Source organism: Geodermatophilus sp. SYSU D00705, assembly GCF_054050135.1.
The window spans coordinates 133,746-146,688 of sequence record NZ_JBJGYT010000005.1; the positions used below are offsets into that span (position 1 = coordinate 133,746).

General features: G+C 74.7%; 14 protein-coding genes and 4 tRNA genes. 9 read left to right on the forward strand and 9 right to left on the reverse strand.

The genetic code is table 11. The annotated features are described in order from the left end of the window. Positions 1–6: 6 nt before the first annotated feature. The 4 genes from ACI78Q_RS06145 to ACI78Q_RS06160 form a co-directional block, all read right to left on the reverse strand. Positions 7–495, reverse strand: a complete 489-nt coding sequence (locus ACI78Q_RS06145) for an N-acetyltransferase family protein (protein ID WP_456922438.1) — start codon at positions 493–495, stop codon at positions 7–9. Positions 496–547: 52 nt separating this feature from the next. After that, positions 548–621: transfer RNA gene (locus tag ACI78Q_RS06150), tRNA-Phe, on the reverse strand. A gap of 24 nt (positions 622–645) precedes the next feature. Continuing rightward, positions 646–719, reverse strand: a tRNA-Asp gene (locus tag ACI78Q_RS06155). A 15-nt stretch (positions 720–734) separates the two neighbouring features. Continuing rightward, positions 735–807, reverse strand: a tRNA-Glu gene (locus ACI78Q_RS06160). 142 nt (positions 808–949) lie between these two features. Between ACI78Q_RS06160 and ACI78Q_RS06165 the strand changes: the two genes are divergently transcribed. Then, positions 950–1,615 (forward strand): AMIN-like domain-containing (lipo)protein, encoded by a 666-nt coding sequence (locus tag ACI78Q_RS06165; protein WP_456922439.1) that lies wholly within the window; start codon positions 950–952, stop codon positions 1,613–1,615. 64 nt (positions 1,616–1,679) lie between these two features. Here the strand turns inward: ACI78Q_RS06165 and ACI78Q_RS06170 are convergent, their stop codons facing one another. Genes ACI78Q_RS06170 through ACI78Q_RS06180 form a run of 3 tightly spaced genes read right to left on the reverse strand, consistent with a single transcriptional unit; the run spans position 1,680 to position 4,034 of the window. Then, positions 1,680–2,015 (reverse strand): hypothetical protein, encoded by a 336-nt coding sequence (locus ACI78Q_RS06170; RefSeq protein WP_456922440.1) that lies wholly within the window; start codon positions 2,013–2,015, stop codon positions 1,680–1,682. Between the two features lie 22 nt (positions 2,016–2,037). Beyond that, on the reverse strand, positions 2,038–3,525 hold the full coding sequence (locus ACI78Q_RS06175) for a metallophosphoesterase (protein WP_456922441.1): 1,488 nt from the start codon (positions 3,523–3,525) through the stop codon (positions 2,038–2,040). A gap of 29 nt (positions 3,526–3,554) precedes the next feature. Continuing rightward, positions 3,555–4,034, reverse strand: a complete 480-nt coding sequence (locus tag ACI78Q_RS06180) for a GtrA family protein (protein ID WP_456922442.1) — start codon at positions 4,032–4,034, stop codon at positions 3,555–3,557. 221 nt (positions 4,035–4,255) lie between these two features. Between ACI78Q_RS06180 and ACI78Q_RS06185 the strand changes: the two genes are divergently transcribed. The 6 genes from ACI78Q_RS06185 (at position 4,256) to ACI78Q_RS06210 (ending at position 9,063) form a co-directional block, all read left to right on the forward strand. After that, positions 4,256–5,131, forward strand: coding sequence for a Rieske 2Fe-2S domain-containing protein (locus ACI78Q_RS06185; protein ID WP_456922443.1), 876 nt, complete (start codon positions 4,256–4,258; stop codon positions 5,129–5,131). A gap of 157 nt (positions 5,132–5,288) precedes the next feature. Then, complete coding sequence (locus tag ACI78Q_RS06190) at positions 5,289–6,017, forward strand: hypothetical protein (protein ID WP_456922444.1); 729 nt, start codon at positions 5,289–5,291, stop codon at positions 6,015–6,017. A 572-nt stretch (positions 6,018–6,589) separates the two neighbouring features. Continuing rightward, positions 6,590–7,411, forward strand: coding sequence for an MEDS domain-containing protein (locus ACI78Q_RS06195; RefSeq protein WP_456922445.1), 822 nt, complete (start codon positions 6,590–6,592; stop codon positions 7,409–7,411). Continuing rightward, complete coding sequence (locus ACI78Q_RS06200; protein WP_456922446.1) at positions 7,408–8,487, forward strand: anti-sigma factor RsbA family regulatory protein; 1,080 nt, start codon at positions 7,408–7,410, stop codon at positions 8,485–8,487. Before ACI78Q_RS06195 ends, ACI78Q_RS06200 begins: the two co-directional genes overlap by 4 nt. A gap of 134 nt (positions 8,488–8,621) precedes the next feature. Then, positions 8,622–8,694 (forward strand) — tRNA-Lys (locus ACI78Q_RS06205). A gap of 228 nt (positions 8,695–8,922) precedes the next feature. Then, the gene (locus ACI78Q_RS06210; protein WP_456922447.1) at positions 8,923–9,063 is read left to right on the forward strand and encodes a hypothetical protein; all 141 of its coding nucleotides are present in this window, start codon (positions 8,923–8,925) and stop codon (positions 9,061–9,063) included. 138 nt (positions 9,064–9,201) lie between these two features. Here ACI78Q_RS06210 and ACI78Q_RS06215 read toward each other — a convergent pair whose 3' ends face one another. Both ACI78Q_RS06215 and ACI78Q_RS06220 read right to left on the reverse strand, forming a co-directional pair. Further along, positions 9,202–9,915, reverse strand: coding sequence for a DUF4386 family protein (locus ACI78Q_RS06215; RefSeq protein ID WP_456922448.1), 714 nt, complete (start codon positions 9,913–9,915; stop codon positions 9,202–9,204). An 81-nt stretch (positions 9,916–9,996) separates the two neighbouring features. Beyond that, entirely contained in the window at positions 9,997–10,632 is a 636-nt protein-coding gene (locus ACI78Q_RS06220) for a LysE family translocator (RefSeq protein ID WP_456922449.1), read from the reverse strand. 143 nt (positions 10,633–10,775) lie between these two features. Here ACI78Q_RS06220 and ACI78Q_RS06225 point away from each other — a divergent pair, with 143 nt between their 5' ends. After that, a complete protein-coding gene (locus tag ACI78Q_RS06225; RefSeq protein ID WP_456922450.1) occupies positions 10,776–12,341 on the forward strand; it encodes a flagellin N-terminal helical domain-containing protein in 1,566 nt (521 codons plus the stop codon). A gap of 350 nt (positions 12,342–12,691) precedes the next feature. After that, on the forward strand, positions 12,692–12,931 hold the full coding sequence (locus tag ACI78Q_RS06230; protein ID WP_456922451.1) for a hypothetical protein: 240 nt from the start codon (positions 12,692–12,694) through the stop codon (positions 12,929–12,931). Positions 12,932–12,943 lie beyond the last annotated feature (12 nt).

Below are 12,943 nucleotides of genomic sequence, written 5' to 3' on the forward strand. Positions count from 1 at the left end.
CGGTTCCTACAGGGCCCGCTTGAGGCCCACGTGGGAGGCGGCGAAGCCCAGCCGCTCGTAGAAGCGCAGCGCGTCCGGGCGGCTGGTGTCCGTGGTGAGCTGGACCAGCGCGCAACCCCGGCGGCGGCCCTCCGCGAGGGCCCACTCGAGCACCGCCGTCCCCAGGCCCGAGCCGCGGTGGTCGGCCCGCACCCGGACCCCCTCGACCTGCAGCCGCGTGGCGCCCCCGCGGGAGAGCCCTGGGAGCACGGTCAGCTGCAGGGTGCCGACGACGGCGCAGGCCGGCTCCTGTGTGACGACGAGCAGCAGGTGCGCGGGGTCGGCGTCGACGGCGGCGAAGGCGCGGCGGTAGGGCTCGAGGTCGGCTCCCTCCCGGTGGCGGCCGAGGGGGTCGTCGGTGAGGAGTGTCACGATCGCCGGGAGGTCCTCGGCGACGGCGCGACGCAGGCCGAAGCGGGTGTCGCCCGCGCGGAGCGTGGTGGGGAGGGTGCTCACCGCGACAGTCTGCGGGGCCCCGGAGGGCCGGACGGTGCGGGGGAGGTGTGTGTGGGCAGGGGCGGGGTCGAACCGCCGACCTCTCGCTTTTCAGGCGAGCGCTCGTACCGACTGAGCTACCTGCCCCTTCCGGTGTGGAACACCGGAGAGCGACCCTGACGGGACTCGAACCCGCGACCTCCGCCGTGACAGGGCGGCGCGCTAACCAACTGCGCTACAGGGCCTTGCTGGTGGTGCTGTGCCCCCAACGGGGTTCGAACCCGTGCTACCGCCTTGAAAGGGCGGCGTCCTGGACCGCTAGACGATGGGGGCTCGTGTTCGCCGGGGGCAGGCAGAACGATACATGCTCTCTGTGGGGACTCCGACAGGGGGTACCCGAGCGGGGTGGACCGCGCCCCCCCGACACGTCCGCACGGTCCCCGCCGGGCAGCGCCGCCGCTGACACCATGAGCGGGTGATCCGCCGTCGCACTGCTGCCCTCGCCTGCCCCGCGGCCCTGGTCGCCGTCACGCTCCTCGTCGGCTGTGGCAGCGGCGACCCGGAGCCGGCCGCCTCCTCCGCGTCGACCGCGTCCGCACCGGCGACGCCGACCTCGGGCAGCGACGCGACGTCGGCGGGGAACGACGCGGGCGAGGAGGGCGGTGCGACCACCGGTGCGGGTGTCGAGGGCGCCGCCTTCGTGGCCGACACGCGGCCGGACACCGCCGAGGCGTCGGCCGACTCCCGCGTCACCGTGACCGAGATCCGGACCGGCCGACAGGAGGGCTTCGACCGTGTGGTCCTCGAGGTGGGCGGGACCGGGACCCCCGGCTGGGACGTCCGTTACGTCGACCAGCCCGCTTCCCAGGGCCGCGGCGACGCGCTGCAGGTGGCCGGTGAGGCGGTCCTGCAGGTCACGCTCACCGGTGTCGGCTACCCCTACGACACGGGGATCGAGGAGTGGGCGGGTCCTGACCCGCTGCCCGGCAACGGCACGCGGACGGTGACGGAGGTCGTCTGGGACGCGACGTTCGAGGGCACGTCGGTGGCCTTCGTCGGCACGCGGGCCGAGGTGCCGTTCCGCGTCTACGCACTCGAGCAGCCCACGCGCGTGGTGGTCGAGGTCGCCGACCAGAGCTGACCGCCGGTCCGGGGGCGCCCGCTGGACCGGCGTCGTCCCCGGCCGTCGACCATCGGTTCGATGGTCAACCGAGCGAGGCGGTGACCTCCACGGAGTCGTCCTGCACGGACGTGCACTCCAGGGTCAGCGGGCCGGCGCTCACGGTCTCGCCCTCGGCGCAGGAGACGCTCGCGTTCCCCACGCGGAGCTCGGCGCGCCCGTCCTGGACGCCGCCGAAGGCCAGCGACGTCCCCAGGACGTCCACCTGCGAGCCGTCGCCGCTCAGCGTCACCGAGCACGAGCTGGTGCTGCAGGAGAGGTTGTCCGAGGTGAACGAGCAGGCCGACAGCGGCAGCAGGAGCAGCCCGCCGGCGAGGGCGGCGGCCAGGCGGGGGGCGCGGGTCGACGTCGTCGAGGGCATGCCGCGAGCGTAGGCGCGTCGCTCACCCGGTCGGGGAGGCGGGCGACGCGGGACCACCCGGGCCGCCGTCGGTCCCGGTCCCGTCCTCGCCCGGCGGCGGGACGACGACCCGCTCGATGGTCACCTCGGTCTCCCCGAGCCCGCCCAGCGTGATGTCGTCGTAGGCGGTCAGCGCACCGGTGGCCGGGTCCAGGTACAGCACCGTGCAGGTCAACGGCTCGGGGTACTCGCCCTGGAGACCGCGCAGCCCGGCGCCGCCGGTCGAGCCCTCCACCATGAGCAGGGTCCCCTGGTCGAGCTCGGAGACCTCCCGCTCGTGCGTGTGCCCGGCCAGCACCAGGGGGACGACGCCGTCCAGCGGCGTGGCCTGCTTCGGGTCGTGGACCATCGCGACGGCCGGCGGCGTCGGCAGCGTCTCAACGAACTCCGCGAGGCCCTCCCCGCTCTCCTCCAGCGACTCGGAGGCCGGGGCGGCGTCCTGGTCGGGGGTGAACCGCGGGTCCGGCGTCCCGACGACCTCGATGCCCGCGACGGTGAGCGCCGAGTCGTCCAGGACCGTGGCGTTGGGCTGGGCGGCCACCAGCCCGGCGGTCACGGCCGAGTCGTGGTTGCCGCGGATGAAGACGTAGGGCACGTCCAGGGTTCCGATGCCGGCGATCAGCTGGTTCTCCGGTTCACTGCCCCAGTCGGTGATGTCCCCGGTGTCGAGGACTCCGTCGACGTCGAACTGGGTCACCACCTGCCGCACCAGGTCGAACCCGGCCGGGTTGAGGTGCAGGTCGGAGACGTGCAGCAGGGCGACGGTGCCGTCAGCGCCGCCGGGAGCGGGCAGTGCGGACAGCGTCGAGTACAGCGTGCTCACGTTGGTGACGAGGTCCTCCAGCGACGCGCGGTAGGCGTCGAAGCGGGCCACGATGTCCTGCGCGCTGCCGATGAGGCTGTTGGCGTTGACCAGCAAGCCGGTGTACCGGGGCTGCAGCAGCGCCTCCGGGCGCCACGTCGCCGCGGCCAGGCCGCCGGTCCCCGCCACCAGCGCGGTGGACAGACCGAGGGCGAGGAAGACCTCGCGGCGCCGGCGCAGCAGCAGCAGCGCGGCCACGGCCGCGCCGAGGACCGCCGCGATCGCGGTCAGCACGGTCACCCGCACGACGGCGTCCTGCAGGTCGGCGCTGACCCGGTCGACCACGCCGTCCAGCAGCACCGGGTTCGTGGCCAGCGCCTGGGCGCGGATCTCGTCGACCCGGCTGAGCTGGATCTCCAGCCGCAGCGGACCGTCGTAGGCGTCGACCTGCAGCGCGCCGAGCGGGGGGACGTCGAGGTCCGCGCCGCCACCCAGTGGCCGGAAGGCGACCGTCGCGTCGAACGGCCCGATCGCGGCGTCGACCCGGCCGAGGACGAGGATCCCGAGGAAGGCGCCGGCGAGGACGACGGCCAGCCGCAGGGCCCAGCGGCCGGTGCGGCGCAGGAGCACGGAGCCGCGCGAGGGGCGGGAGGCGCTCGGCTCGGTCACCCGCTCCAGGCTAGTGAGCGACCCGGGGGTCAGGCGGCGTCGGTGGCGGGCGTGCGGAAGATCCAGCGCAGCGCGATGAAGCGCATCAGGCCGATCAGGGCCGTCACGGTCACGACGCAGGCGACCTGCACGTAGACGCTGACCGAGCCGACGGTGGAGTCGAGGACGCCGAGCGCCGCGCTGGTGGCGAACAGGCCGATGACGGTGATCCCGCCGGCCTCCCACTGGGCGGTGAACCAGTGCACCCGCTCGTCGGCCCGGAAGGTGAGCCGGCGGTGGAGCTCGTTGGCGAGCACGGTGGAGGCGGCGGTGGCGATCAGGTGGGCCGGCAGGTAGCCGAGCCGCTCGAGGGCCACGAACAGGGCGGCGTAGACCAGCGTCGTCGCGCCGCCGACCAGCACGAACCGCACGAACTGGCCGAGGGTGTCCTCCGCGCGGACCCGCTCGCTGACGCTGCCGACCACGTTGCCGACCGCGGGGTGGCGGGAGCGCAACGACGGGCAGGTCACGAGCATCCTCTCGGCAGGCACAGGCTCTGTTGTGCAGGTTCCACCAGGCAATCGGCTGTACGCCAGCTGTTATTCCCCTGACCTGTGACGATCCCGCTGTGTCCTCACTCACGGGGATGACGGTGAACGAGTGGCAGATGCACCCCGTGCCGACCCGGCCACACGCCGTCCCCGTCGGGTCGGCGGCATCGGGGCGGGGCCGCGCGGGTAGGGGGGAACCCATGAGCCTGATGGGGATCCTCGACCGGGTCGCAGACGTCGCGACCTTCGACAAGGCGATCGAACCCGCCCGCAAGGCCGTGCAGGGCCTGCCGGACGTGCTCAAGGACGCCCTCCACGGCACCTGGCTGGGGCATCCCCTGCACCCGGTGCTCGTCCAGGTCCCGGTCGGCAGTTGGGTGTCGGCCGGCCTGCTCGACGCCGTCCCGCCGCTGCGCCCGGCGGCCACGGTCCTCATCGGCACGGGCGTCGCCGCCGCCGTCCCGGCGGCGCTGTCCGGTGCGGCCGACTGGTCGGAGCAGGGCTCGGGGGTGCGCCGGCTCGGAGCGCTGCACGCGCTGGCCAACACCGCGGCGCTCGGTCTCTACGTCGGGTCCCTGGTGGCGCGCCGCCGGGGCCGGGGCGCGCTGGGCCGGGTGCTGTCCTACGCGGGGCTGGGCATCGCGACCGGGTCGGCGGCGATCGGCGGCCACATGTCCTACGCGCAGTCCTCCGGGGCCTCGCACGCCGCGACCGCGGCCCGGGCGCTGTCCACCGACTGGATCGACCTGGGTCCGCTCGACGACCTGCCCGAGGGGCGGCCGGCGCTGCGCACGGGGTCGGGCACGGGTGTGGAGGTGCCGCTGGTCGCCGTCCGCAGGGGGGCGCGCGTGGACGCGTTCATCGGGGCCTGCTCGCACCTGTCCGGCCCGCTCTACGACGGCTCGGTCGAGGAGGTCCGCGGGCACGAGTGCCTGGTGTGCCCCTGGCACGGGTCGGCGTTCGACCTCGACAACGGTGAACCGCGACGCGGCCCGGCCGCCAACCCGCAGGAGAAGCTGGAGATCCGGATGGAGGCCGGCCGCGTCATGGCCCGCCTCCCCGGCCACCAGCGGTAGCCGGCCGGCGCCCGCGGGCGGTCGCGCGGTCCTACGCTGCGGCGCCATGAGGCGCGCGGCCGTCGGGGTGGTCGCCCTGCTCTGCGCGGCGTGCGGGTCCTCGGCTGACGGGGTGTCGCCTTCTTCGGCCGCTCCGACGTCGGCCGTGGTGCCGGCCGTGCCCGGGATCGAGGCCGAGGTGGTGCGCCTGCGCACGGACGTCGTCGTGGGCGGCCGGGTGCAGGTGCGCGTGACCGACAGCGGCACCGAGCCGTTCACCGTCACCGCCGTGGCGCTCGACTCGCCGGGGTTCGCAGCCCTGCCGCCCACCTCGCTGACCGCAGAGTTCGCGCCCGGCCGGGTGATCGACCTGCCCACCCCCTACGGCGAACCGGACTGCGCGGCCGGACCGGACCCCGTCGCGGCCCGGCTCACGCTGACCCGGGCCGGTGGGACGGTCGAGGAGGTGCGCGTGCCGCTGGCCGGTGACGACCTGTCCGTCGTCCACCGCGAGGAGTGCGCCGTGGCCGGGGTGGTCGCCGTGGCCGGGGTCGCGCTCACCGGCCTCACGGTGGACGGCGAGATGGCCACGGGCAGCGTCGTCCTGACCCGGCGTGGGGACGACGACCGCGCGGTCGCCGTCACCGACGTCCGTGGCAGCGTCCTCGTCGACGTGGCCCTCGCCGGGCTGCCGCTGGAACTGGGTGCCGGGCAGGACGAGGCGTCGGGCGCGATCACGCTCACCGTGGCGACCTGCGAGCCGCACGTGCTCGCCGAGACCAAGCAGCCGTTCCTGTTCCCGCTGCAGGTGGTGGTGGGGGACGGCGAGGCGGTGCCGGTCCCGCTGCCGGTCGACGAGGCCCAGCAGCAGCTGCTCTGGGCGCTGGTGGACGGCGTCTGCGGCTGAGTGGAGTCCGGCCCGGCCGTCTCGGGGGGAACGGGACGGCCGGGCCGGGGCCTGGGGTCGCTCGCGGGCGACCGGCCCGGCCGGCGGCGGGGTCCGTACCGCTCGGCCGTTCGGGCAGATGTGACGCTAAGTGACCGCGACCGGGCCGGAGCATCCCCCGACCGGGTGAGCCGGCGTGATGAACGACACGGACGGTGACCTTCCGAGTCGTACGGGTCTCGCTGGGGTAGGGCGTGTCCCGTGTTCCTGTTCTTCTCCAGCCGGCTCGGCTGCCTCGGTTCGCTGGTCCTCTCGGCAGCGCTGACCCTGCTCGTGCTGCTGCTGCTCGACGTCCTCTGAGCGCCCGTGGGGAGGATGGGACACTCGGCCCGCCGGACCTCTGGTGGGATGCAGAGAACTCTCTTGACCTGCTGCTTCGCCTCGCCGACGCATCGTGATCGTCGGGTTGTCGGACGGGTGCCCGATCCCGCTGGAGTGCAACGGCACCACTTCCGGAACGGCACCCCTCCGAGCGGTCGTCGGTGTCTTTCGTCCTCGTCCTGAGCGGCGTGCTCTGCGCGTAGCGTTGGCCTGTGGGCGATGTCCGGGAGGCTCCGGGCGCGGGGTGGGACGGGCATGTCCTGCTGCTGCACCGGACCGAGGGCGAGCGGTTGGCCGGTCTGACCGCCTGGGTCCGTCGTGGGCTGGAGCTGGGCGAGAAGATCATCTACACCGAGCTCCCGCTCATGCCGGAGGACGCGCTGGTCCCGGTGCTGGAGGCGTGGGGTGTGGACGTTGCCGCCGCCGTCCGCGACGGGCAGCTCGTGGTGCTGCCACCGGAGGAGTTCTATCCACCGGAGGGCCAGCGTGTGGTCGTGGAGCGCGCGCTCGCCGAGGGGTTCCCGTCGGTGCGCATCTCGGCGGAGGTGCGGGCGGCGCTGAGCGTCCTGTCACCCAGTGCGGTCCACGGCGTTGAGCAACGGCTCGACGCGCTCGTCGGCGAGCTGCCGATGAGCGCGATGTGCCAGTACGCCGAGGCGGCCACCACCGGCACGTGGCTGGACGACGCAGTCGCCACGCATCTGTCCGGCGTGCACCAGTCGACCTTCTCCACCAGTCGGGACCTGGACGGGCTGGCCCTGCACGGAGAGGTCGACGCCACCAACACCGACGTCTTCACCTCGGTGCTGAGCGCCGCGAGCCGTCATCGGTCGCGGGTGCTGTGGGTGGACCTGGGCGAGGTCAGCTACGTCGACGCCGGCTCGTGCTGGCGGCTCGACGACGCAACCCGTCGCTTCCGGTCGTCGGGTGGCCACGTCCTGCTCGTCGCCCCGCAGCCGCCGGTCGAGCTCACGATGCGCATGCTGGAGGTCGACGAGCTGCCCGGCATGCACCTGGTGGGGGGCGAGCGATGACCTCCACCACCGGACCAGCCGACCTGCACGCCGCGCTGCTCTACCGCACCGCCGAGGAGCTGGTGTCCGCGGCCGTGCCGTTCCTGGCCGACGGGCTGGCCGTCGGTGAGACGGCCGTGCTCGCCTGCCGGAACGAGAACAGCGCCCTGCTGGCCGAGGCCCTCGGCCACGACGACCGCGTCCTCGTCCTGCCTCGGGAGGGGATCTACACCCGGACCGCGCACGCGATCGCCACGTTCCGCCGGGTGGTCCGCCGCCAGGTCGCGGCCGGGGCTCCCGGAGTGTGGCTGTTCGCTGAGGTCCCGGTCGATCAGTCCGGCGACGGATGGCACGAGTGGCACCGCTGCGAGGCAATCCTCAACGTCGCACTGGGACCGCTGCCGCTGTCGATCGTGTGCGCCTACGACCGTCGCGAACTGTCCGACGCGATCCGCGGAGGCATCGAGGAGACCCATCCCGCGCTGATGACCCCCGCGGGCCCCGTGCCCAATCTCCGCTACCTGGACCCCGCGATCGTCCTGCGCCGGACCCCGGCCCCCCTGGCAGGTCGAGCGGAAGACACTCCACCCACGCTCCAGCTGACAGACCTGACCGATGTCACCCGGATGCCGGAGCTGCGCGCGCGGGTGCGCGCCGCCCTGGACGGCTCGGGCGAGCCGGGGCAGTTGCGCAGCCGTTTCGCCGCGGCGGTCGCCGAGGTGCTCCTCAACGCCTTGCGGCACGGTCGCCCGCCGGTCGCCGTCCGGCTGTGGGCGACGCCAACCCGGCTCGAGTGCACGGTCACGGACTGCGGGGACGGGTTCGACGACCCTCTGGCCGGCTACACCCCGCCGGGCCGCGGCTTCCCACCTGCTGGGGCGGGGCTGTGGCTCGTCCGGGAGGCCTGCGACACGCTGGAGACGTTCCGGACCGGGGCCGGATTTGCCGTCCACCTGGCCACCCGCCTGCCCGGATCGGACACGGCTCCCACGCCGTCATCGGAGGCGGCGCCCGTCGACACCCCTGCCGCCCGGGCAGACCGGGCCCGCGCCGACGCACGGGAGTTGGCCCGTCGGTTCGGGGGGCGGCTCCACTAGGCTGCGCTGTACGCCGGGCCGTGCGCTGCTCGTGGTGGCACCCGGCGACGGCGGTAGCCTCGCAGCGGGCCGCAGGCGCTGCAGCTGTCTCACGCTTGTCTCGTGGGTCGTCTGGAGGGTTCTCTGCACCCACCGGGCCTCTAGCTCAACTGGCAGAGCAGCGGACTTTTAATCCGCGGGTTGTGGGTTCGATCCCCACGGGGCCCACCGCTCGGGCCTGGGTCTTCGTGGCTCGGGTCGCTGTCCCGCCTGTGCCCCGTCACGGCGCCGGCGGAGCGGGGCTCATCCGTGCGTCATGCCGGGTGGGCCGGTGTGATGCCACGGGGTCGTCGTCCCCCTGTCGAGTGGTGCCCGTCCCCACCGACCTGCCCCTGGCCGCGGCGGCACGCGATCATCCCGTTCCGGGACCGAGAGCCGAGGGGGACGACCGTGGTGATGGACCTGCTGCAGGTGTGGCTGGCCCTGGCGGGGGTGGCAGTGGTGCTGATCGTCGGCGTGCTGTTCACCGCGGCCCGCCTCTGGGGCGACGTCCCGGCGGTGGACGACGACGAGGCCGCGAGCGTGGCGGCGGACTGAGGTCCCGATCGTGTCGGGCACGGCGCGGGTCGATCCCCGACCCGCCACGCGAGGTGGCGAGCCGGGGCTCTGTCGTGCTGGTGCCGGGTCGTCCGGAGAGGCGTTCGCTCACACCGGCGGGGACGTGCCTGCCTCGACCTAGGTCTGCGGTGTCGCCGTCCACCGCCCGCGGGCGGCGGTCGTGACGACGCCGACCGCGAACACCAGCACGAGGACCTGGAACGCCGGCACGGCGATCCGCTGGAGCCCGCTGTCGAGGCCGCTGTAGCTCACGTCGACCCCGACGACCACCGACAGGAGGCCGGCGAGGACGGCCGTCCAGCCCAGCCAGCCGGGCAGCACGCGCGTGGCGAGGACCGCCGCCCCGGACAGGACGAGGGCCGCCCCCAGCAAGAGGCGGAAGTAGCTCTGCGCGCCCCACTCGGTCCACCGCACGACCTCCGCGTCGGCGAAGCGGACGGCGCGGTCGGGATCGTCGGCGGCGACCCACGCGTCGACGGCCTGCTTGAGGGTGATCCCGTCCACGGCCTGCAGGACCGCCCAGACCGCGGCCGTGGCCACGGTCAGCCCGGCGGCGAACACCGCCAGCCGGGGCGCCTGCGACCTCAGCACCAGGTGCAGGACGATCAACCCGGCGAGGGCGGCGAGCACCCCGATGAACTGGGCGAGGTGGACCCACTCCCAGGAGGCGCTCGCGGCGTACTTCGCGAAGATCACCTCGTGGACGTCCTCGTCCCCGCCGGGATGGAACAGCACCGTCACGGCCGTGGCGAAGACGAATCCGCCGAGGAGGAGCGCGCCGCTCTCCCGCAGGAGCCGAGGGGGCGCCGGGGTGCCGGTTGCCGACGTCATGACAGTCCTTCCCGCCGGACGGCGGTGACCGGACGAGCGTAGCGGCGGGACGCATCGCCGAGGGCCCTCCGCCGCGTCCGGTCAGCGGCTGGGCACGGCCAGCCGGAGACCGAAGCCGATCAGGGCGATCCCGGTGGCGCCCTCCACGCTGCGGCTGACCCGCGGGCGCTGCAGCCAGCGCCGCATCGCCCGGGCACCGGTGATCAGGAGGGTGGACCAGACCAGGCTGAGCGCCGCGTGCACGGCCGCGAGCAGCAGGCCCATGCCGAGCGCCGAGCTGCCGGGTGGGAGGAACTGCGGGAGCGCCGCGACGTAGAAGGCACCCACCTTCGGGTTGAGCAGGTTGGTCAGCAGGCCGGCGCGGGCCGACCGCCAGGCCCCCACGGCTCCGGCCGGTCCGGCGCCGTCCGGGAACTCCCCGTGCCGGCGGAGGAGGCGCCAGAGGATGCGCCCGCCGAGCCACAGCATGTACGCCGCACCGGCGAGGCGGAGGACGTCGTAGGCGACGGTGGAGGCGGTCACGAGGGCCGACACCCCGACCGCGGCCGCCACGCCCCAGGTGACCACGCCGCCGATGACGCCCAGCGCCGTCGCGAACGCGTCCCCTCGGCCCCGGGTGATCGCGGCGCGCAGGACGAGCGCGGTGTCGAGGCCGGGGGTGATCGTCAGCAGCAGCGCGACGACACCGAAGCCGAGCACGGCTCCCGAGGCGGTCACCGGCGGACACCGGCGGCAGAGAGCACCGACCGAGGCTAGCCGGGCGGGCGTGCCCGATCGATCGCGTTCCGGTGTTCGGGTTGACAACCGCCTCCGACCAGCCGTTGTCCGCGGGAGAGGTGCAGTCCGGTCGAGGGGGTGCTGTGGGGCTCGGCGTCGCCACCGGCACCACGGCGATGACCGCCTCCCGGCACATCGCGGCCGCCGGCGCCGCGGTGCGCACATCGCTCGAGCGGCTGTCCTCCGGCTACCGGATCAACCGGGCCGCCGACGACGCCGCCGGCCTGGCGGTCTCCGAGCAGTTGCGCTGGCAGCTCCGCGGGATGACGCAGGGCCGGCGCAACGCGCGGGACGCGGTCGACGTCCTCCAGACCGCCGAGGCGGCGCTGGGCAGCAGCACGGCGATCCTGCAGCGCATGCGCGACCTGGCGGTGGGAGCGGCCAACACCGGTGCGGCCGGCCGCGACGTGACCGTCGCCGTCCAGGCGGAGATCGCCCAGCTCGAGGCCGAGCTCACCCGCATCGCCGACGTCACCGCCTTCAACGGGATCCCGCTGCTCGACGGCACCTACGCCCGCACCTTCCAGGTGGGCGCCGACTCCCGCGACACCATCGACGTCGTCATCGGCACCGCCCTGGACACCGCCGCGCTCGGCCTCGCCGGGGTGGACGTCACCGTGCTCGGCGGCCAGGCCGTGACCACCGTCGCGGCCCGGGGCCGGAGCGACGAGCCGCGGGCCGGCCTGCTGGTCTTCGTGGGGGCCACCGCCCGGCCCGGCGGCGTCAGCGGGCTCAGCGGGACCGTCACCCTCGGCGGCAGCACCGTCGACCTCGACGCGCTGTCCGACATCGACGGCGACGGCGTGGTCCGCGACCGCGAGGCGGTGGACCAGCTCAACGCCGCGGCGCAGGCCGCCGGCATCACCCACCGTCCCGACCCGTTCCTGGACGACGGCGACGACCTGGTCTTCCGCGGCCCGGTCCCCGCCGACGACGCGACGACCGGGGAACTGGCCGCGGCCACTCCTGCGTTCAGCGGGGCGCCCGGCCGCGACGTGGTGGTCGTCGAGGCACGCACGGGCGACCCCGCCACGGCGGGCCTCGTTGCCTTCCCCGGCACCGCTGCCGGCATCCCGGCGCTCCGGGGCAGCGTCTCGGCGGGCGGCCGGACCCTCGACCTCAGCGCCGTGGGGTACGCCGACACCGACGGCGACGGCACCGTGGACGGCGACGAGGCGCTGGCCCAGCTGAACGCCGCAGCGCTGGCCGCCGGCATCACCACCCGCCCCGACGCGTTCGAGGCGACCCGGCTCACCAGCGCCGGGGAGTACGGGTACGTGGACTCCGGTGTCGCCGTCGTCTTCCGCGGCCCCGTGCCCGCCGACGACGCGACCGGGGCGGAACTGCTCGCCGCCACCCCCGTCCACCGCCAGCCCCCGCCGCCGATCGCCGCGATCGACACGGCCATCACGGCGGTGTCCACGCTGCGGACGCGCCTGGGCGCCGTGCAGAACCGGTTGGAGCACGTCGTCGCCCACCTGGGTGTGTCGATGGAGAACACGACGGCGTCGCTGGCGCGGATCCGGGACACCGACACGGCCGCGGAGACCGTGCGGCTGACCCGCGCGCAGGTCCTCTCCCAGGCCGGCGCCGCGATGCTGGCGCAGGCGAACCAGTCCGCGCGCGGCGTCCTCGCCCTGCTCGGCTGACCCGCTCCTCCGACCGGCCCGGCGCCTGCGGCCGGCCCGGCCCCTCCGGCCCGGCCGGTCGTCGGCGTGCCCGCACACGTCCCCGCGCGACATGCCGGGGTGTCCCAGGCGCCGCGGAGTGACCACGGGCCGGTGACCGCCCGCGCACGCTCCCGGCCGGGAGGGAAGTCGACATGGCACCGGTCACAACGGTGGGTCACCGTCCGCCGGCCCTGGCCTGGGCAACGATTCAGTGACGGGGCCTCCCCGGGCCCGGTCGAAGCGCCAGGTCAGGGCCGCGTAGGGCGCAGTATTCCGCCTGTCCACGGCACTTCCCCAGCCGCGGACAGGACGTACCGAGGAGACCCTGCGTGAGCGCGCCCGCTGTTCTCGTTCCCCATTTCCCGACCGCCGGGGATCAGTCCCCGGCCGACGACGGGCTGACCCTGCTGATGGACATGCTCGTGTCCGAGCCGCCCGCCGGGCCGCGGGTGCACGTGCCGCACGTGCGCGGCGCGCGCCGCGCCGCCCTGCGCGCGCAGCTGGAGGACTGGGTGCAGCGCGCGGCCAACTGGGGCGCCGGACCGCAGGGAGCCTGGCGTGCCTGGTGAGCGCTCTCCCTC

Excerpts from the sequence above, each read along its gene's own strand:
- ACI78Q_RS06170 (WP_456922440.1), bottom strand. The coding sequence starts at position 2,015 with ATGCCCTCGACGACGTCGACCCGCGCCCCCCGCCTGGCCGCCGCCCTC.
- ACI78Q_RS06185 (WP_456922443.1), top strand. The coding sequence starts at position 4,256 with ATGAGCCTGATGGGGATCCTCGACCGGGTCGCAGACGTCGCGACCTTC.
- ACI78Q_RS06200 (WP_456922446.1), top strand. The coding sequence starts at position 7,408 with ATGACCTCCACCACCGGACCAGCCGACCTGCACGCCGCGCTGCTCTAC.
- ACI78Q_RS06210 (WP_456922447.1), top strand. The coding sequence starts at position 8,923 with ATGGACCTGCTGCAGGTGTGGCTGGCCCTGGCGGGGGTGGCAGTGGTG.
- ACI78Q_RS06215 (WP_456922448.1), bottom strand. The coding sequence starts at position 9,915 with ATGACGTCGGCAACCGGCACCCCGGCGCCCCCTCGGCTCCTGCGGGAG.